11 protein-coding genes, 1 tRNA gene and 1 pseudogene are annotated in these 19,716 nt (G+C 65.3%); 8 read left to right on the forward strand and 5 right to left on the reverse strand.

The annotated features are described in order from the left end of the window. Nucleotides 1-61 precede the first annotated feature (61 nt). A tRNA-Leu gene (locus N7I30_RS16795) sits at nt 62-147 on the reverse strand. Nucleotides 148-304: 157 nt separating this feature from the next. Here N7I30_RS16795 and N7I30_RS16800 point away from each other — a divergent pair. Continuing rightward, nucleotides 305-511, forward strand: coding sequence for a hypothetical protein (locus N7I30_RS16800; protein ID WP_188077932.1), 207 nt, complete (start codon nt 305-307; stop codon nt 509-511). 185 nt (nt 512-696) lie between these two features. Here the strand turns inward: N7I30_RS16800 and wrbA are convergent, their stop codons facing one another. After that, on the reverse strand, nt 697-1,296 hold the full coding sequence (gene wrbA, locus N7I30_RS16805) for an NAD(P)H:quinone oxidoreductase (RefSeq protein WP_498640293.1): 600 nt from the start codon (nt 1,294-1,296) through the stop codon (nt 697-699). Between the two features lie 298 nt (nt 1,297-1,594). Between wrbA and N7I30_RS16810 the strand changes: the two genes are divergently transcribed. The 6 genes and pseudogenes from N7I30_RS16810 to N7I30_RS16835 all read left to right on the forward strand — a co-directional run. After that, entirely contained in the window at nt 1,595-2,350 is a 756-nt protein-coding gene (locus N7I30_RS16810; RefSeq protein WP_188077930.1) for a competence/damage-inducible protein A, read from the forward strand. A gap of 197 nt (nt 2,351-2,547) precedes the next feature. Then, a complete protein-coding gene (gpt, locus tag N7I30_RS16815) occupies nt 2,548-3,045 on the forward strand; it encodes a xanthine phosphoribosyltransferase (RefSeq protein WP_009209626.1) in 498 nt (165 codons plus the stop codon). A gap of 618 nt (nt 3,046-3,663) precedes the next feature. Continuing rightward, a complete protein-coding gene (locus tag N7I30_RS16820; protein WP_024351782.1) occupies nt 3,664-7,542 on the forward strand; it encodes a vitamin B12-dependent ribonucleotide reductase in 3,879 nt (1,292 codons plus the stop codon). Between the two features lie 256 nt (nt 7,543-7,798). Further along, a complete protein-coding gene (locus N7I30_RS16825; RefSeq protein WP_498640296.1) occupies nt 7,799-8,434 on the forward strand; it encodes a Cap15 family cyclic dinucleotide receptor domain-containing protein in 636 nt (211 codons plus the stop codon). After that, the gene (locus N7I30_RS16830) at nt 8,434-9,576 is read left to right on the forward strand and encodes a nucleotidyltransferase family protein (protein WP_498640298.1); all 1,143 of its coding nucleotides are present in this window, start codon (nt 8,434-8,436) and stop codon (nt 9,574-9,576) included. The genes N7I30_RS16825 and N7I30_RS16830 overlap by 1 nt, the downstream gene beginning before the upstream one ends. A 200-nt stretch (nt 9,577-9,776) precedes the next feature. Next, nucleotides 9,777-10,009 (forward strand): annotated as a pseudogene (locus N7I30_RS16835) (ATP-binding protein); the annotation flags it as partial. On the opposite strand, the gene N7I30_RS16840 reads toward N7I30_RS16835, so the two are convergent. Then, nucleotides 10,002-15,191 carry a hypothetical protein gene (locus N7I30_RS16840; protein ID WP_498640300.1) on the reverse strand — a complete coding sequence of 1,730 codons (5,190 nt, stop codon included), beginning with the start codon at nt 15,189-15,191 and terminating at the stop codon, nt 10,002-10,004. The pseudogene N7I30_RS16835 and the gene N7I30_RS16840 overlap by 8 nt on opposite strands. 442 nt (nt 15,192-15,633) lie before the next feature. Here N7I30_RS16840 and N7I30_RS16845 point away from each other — a divergent pair, with 442 nt between their 5' ends. After that, complete coding sequence (locus N7I30_RS16845; RefSeq protein WP_498640302.1) at nt 15,634-16,644, forward strand: 3'-5' exonuclease; 1,011 nt, start codon at nt 15,634-15,636, stop codon at nt 16,642-16,644. 63 nt (nt 16,645-16,707) lie between these two features. On the opposite strand, the gene N7I30_RS16850 is transcribed toward N7I30_RS16845, so the two are convergent. Together N7I30_RS16850 and N7I30_RS16855 are read right to left on the reverse strand one after the other, a co-directional pair. Continuing rightward, nucleotides 16,708-17,940, reverse strand: a complete 1,233-nt coding sequence (locus N7I30_RS16850; RefSeq protein ID WP_498640304.1) for a hypothetical protein — start codon at nt 17,938-17,940, stop codon at nt 16,708-16,710. A gap of 129 nt (nt 17,941-18,069) precedes the next feature. Beyond that, a partial coding sequence (locus N7I30_RS16855) for a DUF3320 domain-containing protein (protein WP_498640306.1) occupies nt 18,070-19,716 on the reverse strand: 1,647 nt, incomplete at its 5' end.

Here is a 19,716-nt window from a genome sequence, read left to right on the forward strand (position 1 = left end):
CGCTTATGGAGCCATCGTTCGCGAATTGCAGCAAGAACCGGCACTAAGTCGTTCTGTCTGCTGGTGCGGGCGGCGGGACTCGAACCCGCACAGGACGAAGCCCGAGGGATTTTAAGTCCCTTGCGTCTACCATTCCGCCACGCCCGCGCCGCCGCGACCTCAACCAAACGGGGTATCCGTGTCAAGATTCGTGGACCGAATGTCACACTGAAACAAAAAGCCATCGCGAATTGCGGCGGAAATGAGTAACGTTGCGTAACCGGCGGGCCAGAAGCCGGACCACACGAGCATGGGAGACCGACGCATGACGGAGCACTCCAGCCGTTTCGGAGACACCACCCGATCCGCGCGCATTGCCCGAGTGGAGAGTGTCGACAGCGCCAGTACCGATGCTCACGAAGCGCAGGGTTTCCTCGTCCGGTTGAAGAAGCAGAATGCGGCCCTGACGCGCCTGCTCGATGCGCTCAATTTCGAAGGCAACGGCTCGCTTCAGGAGACGCCGAACAACTGAGACGCGCGCGTTTCGGCACGTTTGGCTGCGATCCTGCGGGGGCAATCAGCCCGCAAGCATGACGCAGGCAAGCGTCATCATGTCCTTGCGCCGTCTATCGGCGTAGCGGTCGCCCGAGCCATATCGGACGACCACCCTCGAGGGGCAGCTCGTGTCCCTCGCCGTCCCCAAAAATCCGGCCTGGTTCAGGCCGCGACCTTCGCGGCAATCTCGGCGATGTGCCGACCCTGGAAACGGGCGCCGTCGAGCTCGATCTGGCTCGGCATGCGCGAACCGTCACCCCTGGCCATGGTGGACGCGCCATAGGGCGTGCCGCCGACGATCTCGTCCATGTCCATCTGTCCGGCGAAGGCGTAGGGCAGACCGACGGCCATCAGCCCGTGATGCAGCAGCGTCTTGATCACCGAGATCAGCGTCGTCTCGTTGCCGCCATGCTGGGACGCGGACGAGGTGAAGGCACCGCCGACCTTGCCGACGAGCGCGCCCTTTGCCCACAGCGGGCCGGTGCGATCCCAGAACGCCTGCATCTGCGAGGCCATGTTGCCGAAGCGGGTCGGCACGCCGACGATGATGGCGTCGTAGTTCGGCAGATCCATCGGGTCGCATTCCGGATGGGCGTAATCCGTCTTGAAATGTGCCGCCGCCACCACGTCCTGCGGGGCCGTCTCGGGGACGCGCTTGATGTCTACCGTGGCGCCGGCGCTGGTCGCGCCCTCGGCCACGGCCTTTGCCATCGCCTCGATATGTCCGTAGCTGGAGTAGTAGAGTACGAGGACTTTCGCCATCGGTTCGCTTCCTTTCAGGATATGTCGTGGAGTCTGGAAGCCGCATGGGCTCGGGGCCTTACCTAGTCGGCTTGCCGGCATCCGAGAGGAGGTAATGTTGCAACGCACCGTCACCCCGCAGACGCGAAGCGGGCGTCTTGCCATTTTGCGCCGGGCCTTGCCTTGCGCCGCCGAACGCTCTCATTAGCGGAGCTGCAGCGCCGTCCGGAACGGGTGGTGCCGCTGAGAATCGATCGAGCTGTGGAGGGTCGCGGACGCAGTCCGTGCCGTGGTCCCAGCGCAGTGCCGGAGCTTCGCCATGAGTGCCCAACCCGCCGCGACTGCCGCGATGCTCGCCATCGGCGACGAACTCCTGTCGGGGCGCACCAAGGACAAGAATATCGGCCATCTGGCCGAATTCCTGACGCTCGCCGGCATCGATCTCAAGGAAGTCCGCATCATCGGCGACGAGCCGCATTTCATCGCGGACACGCTCAATACCCTCAGGCGCAGCTACGACTACGTCTTCACCTCCGGCGGGATCGGCCCCACCCATGACGACCTGACCGCCGACGCGGTGGCCGCCGCCTTCGGGCTGCCCATCGGCGAGCATCCCGAGGCGGTCGAACTCCTGGCGGACTATTATGCCGGCCGCGGCCTCGAGTTCACCGACGCGCGCCGCCGCATGACCCGCACCCCTGAGGGCGCGACGCTCATCGACAATCCGGTGTCGAAGGCCCCGGGCTTTCGCATCGACAATGTCTTCGTCATGGCCGGTGTCCCGCAGATCTTCCAGGCCATGCTGAGCAATGTCCTGTCGACGCTGCCGGCCGGCCAGGCCATCGCCAGTCTCGCCATCCCCTGCCCGTACGGCGAAGGCGACATCGGCGATCCGCTGCGCAGCCTGTCCAAGGCCCATCCGGCCGTGACGATCGGCTCCTATCCGAAATTCGACGGTGACCGCTATTCCACCGAGATCGTCGTGCGATCGCGTGACGATGCGGCGCTGAAGAGCGCCGCAGCCGCCGTGACCGCGATGCTCGAGGATCTCGGCCGGGCGCGTTCCGAGGGGTAGGATCGAGGCTGCCGGACCAGCTGATCTCCTTCCGATCCGACGGTGGCAACGTGTCCGTTTTGCCGCAGTGCTGCGGCCCTCGGCGGTTTTATGCGTGGAAACAGGCATCCGTGACGCGTCCGCGGGCAACGCGGCTTGCATCGGCGGGATGATTCGATCTATCGCAACCGCTCCCTCCAGCAGCCCGGAAGCGCGTCATGTCCACGGTCGAGAAATCCTTCCCCGTCTCCTGGGACCAGTTTCACCGCGATGCACGGGCGCTGGCCTGGCGGCTGGCGAGCCAGCGCGACGACTGGCGCGCCATTGTCTGCATCACCCGTGGCGGCCTCGTTCCGGCGGCCATCATCGCCCGCGAGATCGGCACGCGCCTGATCGAGACGGTCTGCATCGCGTCCTACCATGAGTACAGCGAGCAGGGAGAGCTCAGGGTTCTCAAGGAGATCTCGCCGGAACTCCTGAAGGACGAGGGCGACGGCATCCTGATCGTCGACGACCTGACCGATACCGGCAAGACCGCCGGCCTGGTGCGCACCATGCTGCCCAAGGCGCATTTTGCCACGGTCTACGCCAAGCCGAAGGGCCGGCCGTTGGTCGACACTTTCATCACCGAGGTGTCGCAGGACACCTGGATCTTCTTCCCCTGGGATCTCGGCCTGACCTTCCAGGCGCCGATCAGCAAGAGCACCCTCGGCTGACATCCGCCACCCGGTTGTAGAGCCCCCTCGCCGGCCCGTCTCGCTGTACGACTGAAGACCGAGACGCGTCCGGGCGCCCATCTTCGTAGCCGGACACCGATTCGGCCGCCGCGCCCGGCAGTTCCGGTGCGGGCGTCCTCCGCCGCCTTCGCACCGTTGCCGGACCGCACCGGTGCGACTTCAAGCGTCCGACGAAACAGCCGGGCTCCGGCGCCTTCGCGGACTTGTCCCCGCTTTCAACCGCTGTCCACACTTGCGCTCGCCAGCCTCCCCCTGCGAGGTTGGCCGCGAAGCGGCAGGCCCTGTCCTGGGCGATCCGGCGCGGGCCGGAACGTCGGCCCGGCAGGGGAGAACCGGCCGCGTGGCACCGAGGCGTTAACCGCTGTCCACAGGCCCGTCGGGAATAGGTGGATAAGCTGCCGCCTCCGGTCGCAAACGCCCGATTCAGAGTCGCTTAACCACCCCGAATATACTATATCTAGTGTCGCCAGTCGGGACCCATACCACATGCGCCCGGCGGCGATTTTTCGAGGACAACGCGCCGCGCGAAGGGGTTTCCCTCGCCCGCTGGCGCGATTCGTTGCGGCAAACACGGAATAGACGAGGACCGTCATGGGCATGAAGATCGAACGCCGGTACACGAAGGCTGGCGAGAGCGCCTACCATTCGGTCGAGTTCCGCAAGGCGACGAGCGAGATCAAGAACCCCGACGGTTCGGTGGTCTTCCGCCTCGCCGGAATCGACGTGCCGGCCCAGTTCAGCCAGGTCGCCAGCGACATCCTGGCGCAGAAATATTTCCGCAAGGCGGGCGTGCCGAAGGCGCTGAAGAAGGTCGAGGAGAACGACGTTCCCTCCTTCCTCTGGCGCTCGGTCGCCGACGAGGAGGCGCTGGCCAAGCTGCCCGAGGCCGAGCGCACCGGCTCGGAGATGGACGCCCGGCAGGTCTTCGACCGGCTCGCCGGCACCTGGACCTACTGGGGCTGGAAGGGCGGCTATTTCGCCTCGGAAGAGGACGCCGCCGCCTTCAAGGACGAGCTCGCCTACATGCTCGCCACCCAGAAGGTCGCGCCGAACTCGCCGCAGTGGTTCAACACCGGCCTGCACTGGGCCTACGGCATCGACGGTCCCGGCCAGGGCCACTACTACGTCGACTACCGCACCGGCGAACTGACCCGCTCGACCTCGTCCTACGAGCATCCGCAGCCGCATGCCTGCTTCATCCAGTCCGTCGCCGACGATCTGGTCAATGACGGCGGCATCATGGATCTGTGGGTCCGCGAGGCGCGCCTGTTCAAATACGGCTCCGGCACCGGCTCCAACTTCTCCTATCTGCGCGGCGAAGGCGAAACCCTGGCCGGCGGCGGCAAGTCGTCGGGCCTGATGAGCTTCCTGAAGATCGGCGACCGCGCCGCGGGCGCCATCAAGTCGGGCGGCACCACCCGCCGCGCCGCCAAGATGGTGGTCGTCGACATCGACCATCCCGATATCGAGAACTACATCTCGTGGAAGGTCCGCGAGGAGGAGAAGGTCGCCGCGCTCGTCACCGGCTCCAAGACCGTGTCGAAGCACCTCAAGGCGATCCTGTCGGCCTGCGTGAACTGCGAGGGCCCGGACGGCGACTGCTTCGAGCCGATGAAGAACCCGGCGCTCAAGCGCGCGGTCAAGGACGCCAAGCGCGCCCAGGTTCCGGAGAACTACGTCAAGCGCGTCATCCAGTTCGCGCGGCAGGGCTACACCGACATCGAATTCCCGGTCTACGACACCGACTGGGACTCTGAAGCCTATCTCACCGTCTCCGGCCAGAACTCCAACAATTCGGTCTCGCTGAAGGACGACTTCCTGCGCGCGGTAGAGGAGGACGGCACCTGGGACCTGATCCGTCGCACCGACGGCAAGGTCGCCAAGACCCTGAAGGCGCGCGAGCTCTGGGACCAGATCGGCTACGCCGCCTGGGCCTCGGCCGATCCCGGCCTGCACTACAACACCACCATGAACGACTGGCACACCTGCCCGGCGGCTGGCCCGATCCGCGCTTCCAATCCGTGCTCGGAGTACATGTTCCTCGACGACACGGCCTGTAACCTGGCGTCGCTGAACCTTATCCAGTTCCGCGAGGAAGGCCTCGACGGCCCGGAGGGCATCAAGCGCTTCGACACCGACGCCTTCGAGCATGCCACCCGCCTGTGGACCGTCGTCCTCGAGATCTCGGTGATGATGGCGCAGTTCCCGTCCAAGGAGATCGCGCGGCTGTCCTACGACTACCGCACGCTGGGCCTCGGCTTCGCCAATATCGGCGGCCTGCTGATGACCGCAGGCATCCCCTATGATTCCGACGAGGGTCGGGCGATCTGCGGCGCCATCGCGGCGCTGATGACCGGCGTCGCCTACAAGACCTCGGCCGAGATGGCCGGGCATCTGGGCGCCTTCCCGGACTACGAGCGCAATTCCGAGCACATGCTGCGCGTCATGCGCAATCATGGCCGCGCCGCCCATGGCATCGCCAATGGCTATGAGGGCCTGTCGGTCGACCCGGTCCCGCTCGACCATGCTTCGCTGCCCGACAAGCGCCTGTCGGCCCGGGCCAAGACCGCCTGGACCGATGCCGTCGAGCTCGGCAAGAAGAACGGCTACCGCAACGCCCAGGTCTCGGTGATCGCGCCCACCGGCACGATCGGCCTCGTCATGGACTGCGACACCACCGGCATCGAGCCCGACTTCGCGCTGGTGAAGTTCAAGAAGCTCGCCGGCGGCGGCTACTTCAAGATCATCAACCGCGCCGCGCCGGAGGCGCTGCGTTCGCTCGGCTACACCGAAGCCCAGATCGCCGAGATGGAGGCCTATGCGGTCGGCCACGGCAATCTGAACCAGGCGCCGGCGATCAATCCGGGCTCGCTTAAGGCCAAGGGCTTCACCGACGAGCACATCGCCGCGCTCAACGCCGCGCTCGGCTCGGCCTTCGACATCAAGTTCGTCTTCAACAAATGGACCCTCGGCGAGGCGTTCATGAAGGAGACGCTGGGCGTCTCCGACGAGCAGCTCGCCGACTTCGCCTTCGAGCTCCTGCCCTTCCTCGGCTTCTCGAAGAAGGACATCGACGCGGCCAACGTCCATGTCTGCGGCGCCATGACGCTCGAGGGCGCGCCGCACCTCAAGCCCGAGCACCTGGCTGTGTTCGACTGCGCGACCCCCTGTGGACGCATCGGCAAGCGCTACCTGTCGGTGGAATCCCACATCCGCATGATGGCGGCGGCGCAGCCCTTCATCTCGGGAGCCATCTCCAAGACCATCAACATGCCGAACGAGGCGACGGTCGAGGATTGCAACGCGGCCTACATGCTGTCGTGGAAGCTGGCCCTGAAGGCCAACGCCCTCTATCGCGACGGCTCCAAGCTGTCGCAGCCGCTCAACGCCTCGCTGATCGCCGACGAGGACGACGAGGACGAGGACGCCGTCGAGATGGCGACCGCGGCGCTCGCCTCCGCGACCAAGCCGGCCCAGGCCGCGGAAGTCGCCGAGCGCATCGTCGAGCGGATCGTCGAGAAGGTCGTGCGCGACCGCGAGAAGCTGCCGAACCGGCGCAAGGGCTACACCCAGAAGGCCATTGTCGGCGGCCACAAGGTGTATCTGCGCACCGGCGAGTTCGATGACGGCCGCATCGGCGAGATCTTCATCGACATGCACAAGGAGGGCGCGGCCTTCCGGGCGATGATGAACAATTTCGCCATCGCCATCTCGCTGGGCCTGCAGTTCGGCGTGCCGCTGGACGAATATGTCGAGGCCTTCACCTTCACCCGCTTCGAGCCGGCGGGCATGGTCCAGGGCAACGAGGCGATCAAGAACGCCACGTCGATCCTCGACTACGTCTTCCGCGAGTTGGCGGTCTCCTATCTGGACCGGCACGATCTCGCCCATGTCCAGCCGGAAGATTTCGGCGCCTCGACCCTCGGTCGCGGTGTCGAGGGCGACAAGCCGCAGCCACTGCCGGTCTCCCACGGCATGGTCCGCGGGCAGACGTCGAAGTTCCGGCTGATCTCCTCGGCCGAGCCCCAGGGCAATGCGGCGAACGCCCCGGCCGGCACCAAGCCGGTGACGACGGCCGCGCGGACGGCGGCCAACACCGCCGGCGGATCCCCTGCCCGCGTGACCGCTCGTCCGGCAACGGCTGCCGCCACGGCCACGGCTTTGTCGCCGACGGCGCTCGGCACGCCGGCGGCCGCCTTCAAGCGCGATTACGAGCAGGCGCCGCTTGCCGATCCGGCCCCGACGTCGGACACGACGCCGGCCCAGGGCCTGTTCGATCAGCCGCTGGCCTATGAGGCGAGCGCGAAAGACACCGCCAATGTGGCGGCGGCACCGTCGACCGCCGAACGGCGCTCCATCGCCATGATGAAGGGCTACACCGGCGACAGCTGCACCGAATGCGGCAACTACTCGATGGTCCGCAACGGCACCTGCCTGAAATGCGACACCTGCGGCTCGACCAGCGGCTGCAGCTGATCCGATCCAAAGACCATTGTCGGAATTACCAAAGTTGTGGAAACGGAAGCAAAATTGCAATCACCGTGGAGCGACTAGGAATTAGCACCTAGTATTTGCGCACCACTAAGTGTTGGCGCACCCAAAGGATGGCCGGGTTCGCACTCGAAGCGCTCAACGGTCCGCCTCACCTGAGGCGGACTTCAGAAAACAAGGCCCTGCGCGCCGCCCGGCGCGCAGGGATGCAAACGGGAACAAAAGAAGTCCAAGGAGTGGTATGGCGCAGGGACACGAGTACGCTGTCCTAGGAGGGACAAACCGATCGACCGTCGGCCGTTACATCGGGATAGCGGCCGCCTCCATTTCGTCGCTTGCCGTGTTCACGGTGCTGACGCTTCTCGACGTGGCTCGATCCTTTGGCGGACCGCAGCATCTGCCTCCGACTGTCATGTCGGCGTTCGGTGCCGGCGTCGTCTACCTCGTCCTCTACTGGCTTTTCGACAAGCACGTGTGGCGCCTTCCGATCCTGGCGGGGGTACTGAAGGTCCCTAACCTGGCGGGAACGTGGACGTGTCGCGGCCAAGCCGTGAAACCGGACGGTACCTATGGGGCTTCATGGCACGGGACGATGACGATCGTGCAGAGCTGGGACCGGGTCAGGGTCAGGGTCAAGACCCGGAAATCCGGGTCAAACAGCGTGTCCGCTGCCCTTACGCACGACGATATCGACGGTTTCCGTCTCCTCTACAGCTACGTCAACGAACCCAACATCGACCAAACGGACATGAAGGCTCACCGCGGATTCGCGGAGGTCATCTTCGCGCCCAACCTGAAGACCGCGGAGGGCAGCTACTTCAACGGTCAGGGCCGCTACACCTTCGGCACGATTGAGATCAGCAAGGAGAACAGGTAATGGCCCGCAACATCGACCGCCGCCTGGATTCGCTGAACAAGCGCCGACTGGGACTCGACAGGCTTGGTCGGGTTACGCTCGACCAGCAAAGTGAGATCATCCGGCGCAGCATGTCCACCGAGGCGTACCAGAAGCGGGCGCCTAACAGGCCCTATACGCGGTATGCTTTGGGTGCGATGCAGGAGGTTGGCGAAGAATCGACCCGCGTGAGCTTGACTACAGCAGAGCGGGTAAAAGGGCAGCTCAAGACTGGGCTCGAAGCTGTTGGCCGCTTGGTGGACTTCAGACTGCAAGGGTCCGTTCCCTGCAACATCCACATCCGCGGCGTCAGCGACGTGGACCTGCTCTCGCTCGACATCGCGTTCATCACATACGACATCACCGGGCCAGCCGCTCGACAGAACGGTTACCGTTCGCCGATCAGCTACACCCCGGCGGAGGCGCTCCGTACGCTGCGGGTCCACATCGAACGAATCCTCACGGATAAGTTCCCTGCTACGACGGTCGACACCGCGGGGAGCAAGGCGGTCAAGATCTTCGGAGGTTCACTGGCCCGGCCTGTCGACGTCGTGCCTTCCCATTGGCACGATACGGTCGACTATCAGCGAACATACGCAGAGCATGATCGCGGTGTCAGCATCTTCGACAGGGCCGCTTCGTCGACGGTCAAGAACATGCCGTTCCGCCACATAAAGCTGATCACCGAGCGCGATCTGTTCGCTGCACTATGCCTCAAACGGGCCATCCGTCTCTGCAAGAACGTGAAGAGCGACGCCGTCGAGGAAGGCACGAAGATACCACTGTCCAGCTTCGACATTGCCTCCGCCATGTACCATGCGGACATCGCAAACCTGCGTGTCTCGGCGGGATACGAGCTGGGAGTGCTTGCCGAGACCCAGAGACACCTAGACCATCTGGCGACCGACTTGGCCTACGCGCGGACCCTCTCAGTCCCGGATGGGTCACGGAAAATCTTCGATGACGAAAGCAAGCTGCGCGCGTTGCGGACCTTATCCGGCGAGATGGATGACCTCGTCAAAGAAGTCGCTAAAGAGCAAGCTCCACGCTCGGCCTTCCAACCAGAGTTCAACGTGTATGACAGCAGGCTCATGGTTACTCGGAGCTATGTTCCGCTGAGCTGACCTAATCTCAGCGGCACGCTGGTTTGCCTCAGGGCACTGAAATGACCCCATCGTGGCACGCTAGGTGTGCCGCAGTTTTCGGAGGCCTCGACAGAGGCCTCTGGACTGGGTTGGCCTGACGCGTCACCGGATCTCGCTCCGCGTTGCAAAGGTTCGCTCGTGATCGCATGAAGCCCGCTCACCCCGCCGCCGCGGGGTGAGCACTCAAGCATCACCGTTGGGAAGTCCGGTTCTTCTCGACCATCGAACCTGTCAACACGCTCGAACCGGAGAAGGCCAAGGGCAAGGCCGGCTAACTGTCCGAGACCCTTGCCCGTCTCAACCTCATGATCCTGGACGTGATTGATAGCTGCCGTTAAGTGCCTCCGGCGGCGCGCTGCTCTTCCATCTTCTGAGCAAGCTCTACGAGCGCGCCAGCGTTGTCATCACGACCTACCCCTATGCGGGAGCATCCCGCCCCGAGCCTCAGTCCGGCGTGCGACGGACGGGGCTTCGGCCGCCGCTGTGACGCGCCGCTCCAGATCATGCGCCTCGGCGACACCAACCGCCACCAATTGGCCCAGCGCCCGATCGATCCGCGCGCGCGCCAGATGCGTTGGCGCGAGCAATTCCGGGTCTCCGACAACACACGCCTCAAACCATTGCACGACCTGGCGGCCGACGCCCGCCGCGATCCACAGCTCAGGTGACGTCGTGCGGCCGAACCAGGCTTCGACCGCGTCCAGCAGGAAACCGACATGGCGCGAGCGCGGCGCAACCTGCAGCAGGTTCATCGTGCAGCGAGCTACGAACACCGTTTGACCCCAGGGCAACATCGGGCGGAGCACCGGCAGGAACGGGTCGACCCGGTCGAACAAGGCCGGCGGCAGATAGCTGTGCGTCCCGTTGATCATCTCATAGGTGTTGAACAGCAACTTCGCGATGACGCCAACGCTCTCCAGATCGATCCGAGCTTCGGCCGGGTCGCGAGCGCTCTGCCACCGGTTGAGTGTCATCAGGCGCGCGACAAGCTTTTCGCGCAGCGCCACCGGCCGCGCCGGCGCACGACTGCTGTGGTTGAAATAGAGCACGTCAGCGGCATGCTGCACTGTCTGCGCGACCTCGCCGAACCGCGCGTCCGGTAGGTCGGTCACGAACGGCAGATCGGCCGCGAACGCCGCATCGTCTCCGTCGAGCAGCCGCTCGGCATAGAACGCGTAATATTGCAGATTCCAGTCGTTCGGCTCGCGGTTGATCTCGGCATCGGCCGCATAGCCCAACCCGTTCATTCGCCCCGTCCAGTCAGCATAGGCCGAGACGATCTCCTGCCGCCAACCGATCGCTCCCGCAGGTGCCGACTGGATTATCGCCAGCCATTGGGCCGCCGCCCGATGATCGGTGCGAAGGATTGCCGGCGAAGCGTCGATTGCCGTCTCCAGCGCGTCGTCGGCATCGAACTCTTTGGCCGTGACTGATCCCGGCACCCGCATCCGGTTGGCCCTGTGCAGATTCGGTTGCTTCTCGGGCCAAGCGGGCCAGTTCGGTTCTGCGCCGCCATCAAGCCAGGCCAGTTCGGCGGTCACTGCCGCATCGGTCAGGGCCGCACGCTCCGCTTCGAACGCTGCCTGCGGCGCCTCGTCTTCCGGTTCGTGGCTCTGCCAGCGCCACGTCATGCCGGCAAAGGCCGCCCGCATCATCGCCTTGAAGAGACGTGGCTCGATCTCCAGGATGTGTGGGACAGCCGCCGCTACCGCGGGGGCTGCCGCCCGATCTTGGCGTGTCGCGAGCGCGACCAGCGCATCCCGATCGGCGGATCTCCCCAGCCGCGCCCAGAGATGGATCAGCGCGAGGATCGCGATCGCCGGGCGGTTGTAGCGCAGCATATCGCGCGAGCCGCCGCCGCGATTGGGTTCCTCCTCGAGCGCGATCCCGATCACGTCCCGCACCCAGGCTTCGTGTGCTGCCAGCAGCGCGTCGTCGCCGTCGCGCGCGACGAGCAGCGCCGTCGTGATCAGCCGCGTCGCGCGCGACTGGAGCGAGTCGGTATCGCGGCCATCGGGCACGCCGCCCTCGGCATAGGCGACTGCGTCGCGCGCGGTGTCGGCCGTCGCATACTTTCCGCCGTCGACCACCATTGAAATGCGCGCTTCGATTTCGCTCACCTGGACCGACACATCGCGCTTGGCTTCGAGCGCCGCGAAATGCGCGGCCTCGTCCGGCGGCGACCGGTATTCGAGATTGCCGTCCTCCCGCTCCAACCAATTCGTCCGGGTGAGGACGTTGAGCGCATAGCGGCCGGCGAACTCAGTGTCGCTCAACGTCGCGTGCGCGGCATAGGGCTCGAGCTTCTCGACCGCCGCCGCGAGCGCTGTCCGCAACGCATTGCCGACCGGCTCGTCGGCCAGAAAGTTCTGCAGGGTGTCGATCAGCGAATAGTTGCGCGAGGGTCGTGCTCTCAGATCGGCCATGCGAACCGCACCTTTCGGCTCTTCCTTCAGTCCCAGCATGTCCCGCCCCGACTCTATCTGGTCATGGATCTGCCGGTTGCGATCGTCGGCAAGGAGCTGCGGGCTCGCGAGGAACGGCGCAAGCGCTAGGCGCGCGACACTACCGTGCGAAAGCAGCACGTCGATCGCGATGAGAACATAGGCAGCCGCGCTGCCCTCGGGGCCCAATATGTCGGCGAGCACAGCCTCGACCGGGTCGCCGCCATCGAGCCGCTGCTGGCTCCACGCCTCGAGCGCGAGCAACCCGGAAGCGGCCGCATATTCGTTGCCGCGACCCCGCGACCAGCCATAGGTCCAGCCCCAGGGGAAGAAGCGCGGCCCCTCGCCAAAGTCGGCCGTGATGCCGTCTTCGCCAGGCTCGCGCCCGTCGGTGTGAAAGGCGATCGCCTCCTCGACCAGCCCCCGGATCAGCGCCAGTCCTTCGGCCGGCGCCGCGTTCAGCAGGTCGAGAAACGGCGGCTGCGCGGGCGATGGCGGCAGATAATCGCTGTCGGCAAAGCTGAAGGCGTCCTCCATCACGCGGTCCCGCCGACGCCGCCCGTGTTTCTTCTCGATCAAGCTCGCCTGGACCATCGCCGCCAGTTCGACCGGCGCGACCGGAGCGATCACGCTCGAGAACTGGCGCAGCTCCTCCATCTTGTGATGATCGCCCTCACCCGTGATCGCGGTGAGATAGGCCTTGAGCGCATCGGGCGCGAACGACCCGAGCAGCATCGCCATCAGCCTGAGCTTGTCGATCGTCTGCCGCCGCGCGTCGCTCGCCCGGCGCGCGCGACCCTCCATCCCGGGAATCGTGACTGGCGTGTCGCGCAGATCGAGCTGGCACAGCCAGTCGAACAGCAGCCGGGCCGTTCGCTCGGCGAGCGAGGAGAGCATCTTGAGGAAGAAAGTCTGAATCTCGACCAGCTCCACCACCGCCCCGATTGCCGACATCGGCACCTCGGCGGCGTGGTCAAGCACCCAGCGCAGCACCAGGACCGACGATCCCGTCACGTCGGTCCGGTACGAGCGCGGCAGGTCGACCTTCGATCCATCAGGCAAGGTGATGATGTCGGCCGCCGCCTGCGTCTCGACCGCGACGATCGTCGTTGACAGTTCGGTCAACAGTGCGCCGCCCTCGGTAAGGAGCGAGGCGCTCGACTTCTCGAGCAGATCGATCGCGACTTCAGACCTGACCAGCGCGAGGACCGCTTGTCGGCGCCACGAACCGTGCGCGCTCGGAGGCGACAGATGCGCGAGAAGGTGGAGCCAAGCGCTCGCATCCTTGCCGGTCTCAAGCACGAGCCGCGCGGCAATCTCGATACCGCGGGCGACGCGCGGCGAAACGGGTCCACCCAGGTCGAACCCAGCCAGACGGGACGGGTCTTCGGCGAGGTAATTTCCGATCGCCCAGTCGCGCAGCACGTCGTGATAGAAATCGAGCCGGTCGCGCCGGACCTCGTGGAGCGACTGGGCACCGAGCAGATGGTCTCGCGCGGGCGAATCCTCGGCGAGATCGAATCCGGCGTCGCCCTTGAGCGAGGCAATCGCCAGCACCTCGAGGATTCGCTGCGCTGCCCGCACTTCGGCCGCGGACGCGCCATCGGCACTGATCCACCAAAGTTGCGCGAGCCCTGCCTCAGTCCGCACCGACGCGGCACTCGGTTCGCGGAGCAGTCGCGACAAACGGTAGAGGTTGCGTGCGAGGTGCGCTGCGGGATGGCTGGCATCGAGCAGCATCCGCAGCTCGGGCGCCTGATCGACCAGGATCGCGACTTCCTCGTCCGACAACGCCCCGACCTCGACCGAGTGCATCCCTCCCAGCGCGGTCGAGATCCGGTCGTCGAGCCATGGAATGGCGTCGCTGGCGTCGGTCCTCCGCGCGGTCGCGATCACCGTGAAGCCGGGAATGGCGCAGGCGGCCCGCAGCAGCTCGCTGATCGTGCGCTGGCGCCCCGCATCGTCGACCATGTCGATGCCGTCGATGAAGAGGTACGCGCCGCCGCTCGTCGCCAGATCGGTAAGGAAGGCGTCCGCCGATCCGGGAATGCCGAGCGCGTTCGCCAAATACAGCCAGCCGCCCGGCGGCGTCGCCTCACGGTCGAGGACGATGATCGGGGCACGCGCGGCGACGCGCTCGGAATAGTGGCGCAGCACCCAGGATTTGCCGACGCCGGTATCGCCGCGCACGACGATAAAGCGTTGCGTCTCGGCCGCATCGTCGAGCGCCGCGACCGCCGCCAGCCGCGGCAGCGTCACGCCCGCGACGCTCGTCCCGATAGGCGAGAGCGTGTTCTGCGCGAGCTCGGCGAGCCGCGCGCGGGCCGGGCCGTATTCGCGTTCGCCGGCAAGCTTGTAATCGGCTTCGGCGAGGTTGGTCTTGAGTGCAGCGGTATCGATCTCGCCGCCCCGCGTGCCGGTCTGGATCGAGAGATCGACGAGGCGGCTCCACAGTGCCTCGGCGCCCGCGACCTGCTCGTCCGCCAGCGCTATCCGCGCGAGGGCTAGGCCATAGGTCCGAGCGATCGGCGCGCTCGCCTCGAAATCGAATTCGAGGATCAGCATCCGGCGCAGCAGCCGCCAGATCGCCTCATCCTCATCGGCGATGCCGCCCACGACAAAATGCGCGCGCGTCGTCGCGACGAACGCGCGCATGTCATCGTTCGCCACGCCCCTGGCCCTCAGACGGCTGAAGAACTCGCCCGCTGTAACCGCGCTGCGCGCCCAGCCCAGGACGTCCTGATAGGCACCCGAGATCTTGCGGCTGGTCCGCTGTGTGGCGATCCCAAACAGATGGCGCTCCGCCGGCAAGTCACGGATCGTGCTGCTGGCGATCTGCAGTGCGACATCCTTGTAGACCGCGTCCTTCGGCGAGAACTGGATATCGCGCTTCGACTGAATTTCGAGGAGCACATCACCGCTGGCCCCGACGCCCTTGATGATGAGGTCGTCAAGCTGGAACCCTTGCTCGACGCCCTGGAAGCGCATGCTCGTGACGCGCGCGGCCGGCATCCCCGGCGCCCGATTGCCGGTCAGGAGCGCGAGTAGATACAGCGCCCCGAGTTCGCCCTCTTTATAGGCACCTGCCGCGCCGCGCGATGCCGGGCTTGAGCCACGCTCGGTGTCGGTGCTGCTCCCCACTTCTGCCATTCCCCAATGTGCGAACAATCGCCCGTGCATTCAAGCGAAACGGGCGGTCGCGGGGATGTGATTGAACCGACGCGGACCGATCGTGAACTCGTCTACCTGTTGTCACAGTTCATGTCGGCACCCAAAAGGGCGCTACCCGACTATGCAATAGAAAACGCCGATCGTGCCGCAGAAGCAGGAAACGATGTGGAACTGCACGTCTGGGAGCGGATGCCACAAGGCAAGCTCTCGGGCGTTGGACGTTAGAAACGGCCGACGATCGACGCGCTGGATTCGATCGGCGGCTTCTTCCCGGCCACCGCGAGCGAATTGTGGGGATAGTCCCGTGGCGCACTATTGCGCTACCCGGTCTCACTCGATGATGGTGCCCCACCATGGTTTCAGACCGCCTGTCTCCCAATCTCGGCCGACCCTCCTCGCCGTTGCCCACCGGGGTGTCCTGATGGTACAGCTTCCTCTGGAGGCGGCAGGGAGGCAGGCCGACCTGTTCGCGGAGACCGCAGCGAACGACGACTCAGGCGCCGCGCCCCTGCCCTACCCCTCCACTCGCCGTCCCCACGTGGCCGCCTTCCCCGCAGACGAGGAGATGGCCAGCCGCCTTGAAGAGACCGGCCGCTACCGTGTCCTTCGGCAACTTGTACGGCGACCCGTCGAGCCGATGCCGTGCCCGTGGCCGAACGGCCTGAAGCTCGGCGTCTTCCTCGATACTGAAACGACCGGACTGGACCACGCGACGCACGAAGTCATCGAACTCGGTATGGTGGCCTTCACCTACGACGACGAAGGAATCCGTGACGTCGTCGGCGTGTTCTCTGGCTTGCGCCAACCGAGCCAGCCCATCACCGCCGAGATCACCCGGATCACCGGAATCACGGACGAGATGGTCCGCGAACAGGTCATCGACCTCGAGGTTGTGGAGCGCTTCATTGAGCCCGCGGACTTGATAATCGCCCACAACGCGCGCTTCGACCGTCCGTTCTGCGAAAAGCTCGCGCGCGGCTTCGATGTGAAACCGTGGGCATGCTCGTTGTCCGAGATCGACTGGACGTCACTCGGGTTCGAGGGAACCAAGCTCGGCTACCTCGTCGGGCAAGTCGGGCTCTTCCACAACGGCCACCGTGCCGTCGACGACTGCCACGCGCTGCTCGAGGTCCTAGCGGGCCCGTCGCGGGTCAACGGTGCCGTTGCCCCCTTCGCGCAGTTGCTGGTATCAGCCGGGCGCGCGAGGCTGCGCGTCCATGCGGTCGCCTCGCCCTTCCACACGAAGGATGTCCTGAAGGCGCGCGGCTACCGCTGGGCGGACGGTTCGGACGGTCGCCCCAAGTGCTGGTGGAAGGAGGTCGACGAGGACGCCTTCGACGACGAGGACTTGTTCCTGCGCGAAGATGTCTACGGCGGGCACTCGGAGGCGATTGTCCAGCGGCTGACGGCTTGCGAGCGTTTCAAAGCGTGAACTGTCTTAGCCATAAGCCGACCGTCATCACCGCCTCCGTCGGGAACGAGCGAAACCGGACACTCAGGTCGCCCCCGTTCCATAGGTTTCTGCATAGTCTGCCACCGCCGACCTGATCAGGGGGCGCAGGACGGTGACATAGCTGTCTACGCGTTCGGCAAGCCAACTGAACGCGCGTGCCTTGCTGTCCGGGTCAGAGAGTGGTCCGAAGGATGCATGCTCTCCAATGCGGTTTCTGCCGTACCTATCCTTGGTCACTTCGGCGGCTCCACCGAGTTGCGGACCCACGGCAGCGAAATCCTCGACCAATCTGTCGGAAGCGTATTCCCCCGCGCTGTTGCGGGTCGCTGACAGGAACAGCCCGACCTCGTTCTTCCGCATGTCACGGTAGACCGTCAGCCAACTGCTTCCACCGGGCGCGGGCATCATGACATTCAGGTATCCCTGCCTCGGGGCACGTGGGATCGGCTGTTCTGGATCACGAATACGAAGGACGGGGAGGAACTCCTTCCAAAACGCCTGCTGGATATCACCGAGGGCTTGGCGGTCGGGATCGACCTCGTGGCTTTCCCCGTCCGAGGCGTCGTCCTGTACGACGTGACCGTCGGGTACCGCAACGACATTGCGCGTCACAATCGCCGTCCGGACGAGCACGCGCGGAACGACCAACTTGTCGCCGTTCGGCATTACATAGACGGGCATCTCCACGAGACCGAGCGAGAAATGGAGGCCCGCGTGGCGTTGTAGGTATTCGGCGATGGCCTCGACCCCCTCGCGGATCCCATCGCCGACGATGAGGAGGAGGAACCGCCCGCGGCGTAGGTTTAGGGAAAGGGCGTCGTTGAACTCGATCTCGTCGACGGACGCGTCTGCCGACCGCACGAGGTCAAGAACGGCGTTGCCCTCTCTGCCAAGCCGACGTCCCACCTCACGCTGGAGATCAGCAGACGTCCAGCGGCTGAGCTCCTTGGCATAGTCAAGGATCTGTCCGACGACCTCGCGACGTCCTTCCGGATTTCGCCAGAGTTTGCACTCGACGAGGATCGGCAACCCGGACGGGGTAACCAACAGGTTGTCGATCGCGCCCGCAGGAGTCATCAACTCTCGGCAAATGGAGACCGCGCCCGCGAACATCGGGTCGATCTCGGCAACGGGAAGCGATCCCGGAAAATCGTGAACGAGGCCTTGGATGTCCGCCTCACTGACTGCCCCCGCACCGCTTCCGAAGTTTAGGGGGGCGAGAGCAACCGGGGATGAGGCCGCGATGAGGATGGGCGCACTGTGCTGGCGTGACATGAACGGCACTCGATTCAGGAGGAAAACGGATCGCGAAAAAACACACACGGGCGACGCGTCTCGGAAAACCAGGCATGCTTACTCCTGCACTCAACCGAAACGCGCCACAGCGTGCTTTCGTGCCCGTCCTTAAAGCGAAACCTGCGCCGTTTCCTTGGCCGTCGCGCCATCGCCGGCGAGAGCGGGTGAAGGAACGAGCATCCGGTCTTGACGCTGCAACCGCTCCTCTTCCAACAGGGCCTCGACGGCGGAGGCGATGACAGCACGGAGTTGGGCACTCGTGGCCTTGAAGCCGAGCTGACGCGATAGCGTCCCCGCCACCTCGTCGTCCGTCGCGCCTAAGTTGTCGGTGACGATGCGCAGTATCCCCGTTCTGAGCTCAGCGGACGGCAAGGTCTCGGGCTTCCGCAGGCTGGATGACAGCGCGTTGCGCCGATCCCGAACGATTGCCTCGGCGTTCGCGAGAGAGAGGAAATCTTCCTCTCGCACGATCCCGCGGTGGGCGATGGCCCTTTCGATGCCTTGCTCGACAGCGGCTTGGATGCGTGCGCCGGCTCGCTGGAGGCCAAACGCGTCGCGGATGCGGGCGACGACTTCATCGATATGGACGGGCGACTCGACTTGGACAACCTGCGTCACGAGATCCGCCATCCTGCCGACCGGCGTCTCGTGCAACTCGTATGGTCCCGGGCGGGTCAGGGTAGCCTCGATATAAGCGGCCGTGGCCGCACCGTCCTCGGGAACGGCGTCGCCGAGCCCGACCTCGGTGACCTCGCCTCGGTCGACCGTGACAATCTCAATGGGCACCGCGCGATGGGCGGCAAGACCCCGCTCCATCCGATCGTCGAGCTCCGCCTTCGCCGTTTCGATGGCGGCGACGGTGCGCTCGAGTTGCTCCTGTGGCCGCTGGAACCAGTCGGTGCTCCAGATGCGGTGGATGATCCAGCCGTGATCCTCGAGCACCGCTTGGCGCAGGCGATCACGGTCGCGGGCGGAGCGTGAGGAATGGTAGGATGCGCCATCGCACTCGATGCCGATGAGGTAGCGTCCCGGGCGCTCGGGATCCGACACGGCGAGGTCGATGAAGAACCCGGCGATGCCGACCTGCGGATGGACCTGGTAGCCCTTCGCCTGAAGCGCGGACGCCACCTGCTCCTCGAAAACGCTGTCCATGTCGCGCCCGCTTGCCTGCGCGATCGAAAGCCGCCCCGTGCGGGCGTAATGAAGGAAGAGCTTGAAGGCGAGGATACCGGCACCCTTACCCCGCTCGAGGTCGATGTCCTCGTCGGTGATCGACGCATACACCTCGCACCGCCGCTTCGCGCGGCTGATGAGGACGTTCAGTCGCCGCTCGCCGCCCTGTGCCCCGAGGGGACCAAATCGCATGGCCATGTACCCTTGCGCGTTCTTGGCGTAGCCGACCGAGATCATGATGACGTCGCGCTCGTCGCCCTGCACGTTCTCGAGGTTCTTGACGAAGAACGGTTCCGAAGGATGAGCGTGGAAGAACTCCTCCGTGTCTGGGTTGAGGCGCCGGAGGAACTCGAGCTCGTCCTGGATTGCCCGCCGCTGGGACACCGAGAAGGTCGCGACGCCCAACGATTGCCCGGGACTGGTCTTTGCGTGCCAGATCACCGCTTCGGCGACGGTGCGGGCCTCTACCGCATTAACTGACGTACCGCCGGAATCGAAGACGCCGTCGGGGACGTGATGGAACTGCAAGCCCATACCCGCTTCGGTCGTGTAGGGGCTCGGCACGATGAAGAGCTTGTTCTG

Origin of the sequence: Aurantimonas litoralis, from assembly GCF_026153195.1 — a bacterium.
Classification (GTDB): domain Bacteria; phylum Pseudomonadota; class Alphaproteobacteria; order Rhizobiales; family Rhizobiaceae; genus Aurantimonas; species Aurantimonas coralicida.

What these genes read in the sequence shown, in the direction of transcription:
- N7I30_RS16800 (WP_188077932.1), top strand. Translation starts at nt 305, where the DNA reads ATGACGGAGCACTCCAGCCGTTTCGGAGACACCACCCGATCCGCGCGC.
- wrbA (WP_498640293.1), bottom strand. Translation starts at nt 1,296, where the DNA reads ATGGCGAAAGTCCTCGTACTCTACTACTCCAGCTACGGACATATCGAG.
- N7I30_RS16810 (WP_188077930.1), top strand. Translation starts at nt 1,595, where the DNA reads ATGAGTGCCCAACCCGCCGCGACTGCCGCGATGCTCGCCATCGGCGAC.
- gpt (WP_009209626.1), top strand. Translation starts at nt 2,548, where the DNA reads ATGTCCACGGTCGAGAAATCCTTCCCCGTCTCCTGGGACCAGTTTCAC.
- N7I30_RS16820 (WP_024351782.1), top strand. Translation starts at nt 3,664, where the DNA reads ATGAAGATCGAACGCCGGTACACGAAGGCTGGCGAGAGCGCCTACCAT.
- N7I30_RS16825 (WP_498640296.1), top strand. Translation starts at nt 7,799, where the DNA reads ATGGCGCAGGGACACGAGTACGCTGTCCTAGGAGGGACAAACCGATCG.
- N7I30_RS16830 (WP_498640298.1), top strand. Translation starts at nt 8,434, where the DNA reads ATGGCCCGCAACATCGACCGCCGCCTGGATTCGCTGAACAAGCGCCGA.
- N7I30_RS16840 (WP_498640300.1), bottom strand. Translation starts at nt 15,191, where the DNA reads ATGGCAGAAGTGGGGAGCAGCACCGACACCGAGCGTGGCTCAAGCCCG.
- N7I30_RS16845 (WP_498640302.1), top strand. Translation starts at nt 15,634, where the DNA reads ATGGTACAGCTTCCTCTGGAGGCGGCAGGGAGGCAGGCCGACCTGTTC.
- N7I30_RS16850 (WP_498640304.1), bottom strand. Translation starts at nt 17,940, where the DNA reads ATGTCACGCCAGCACAGTGCGCCCATCCTCATCGCGGCCTCATCCCCG.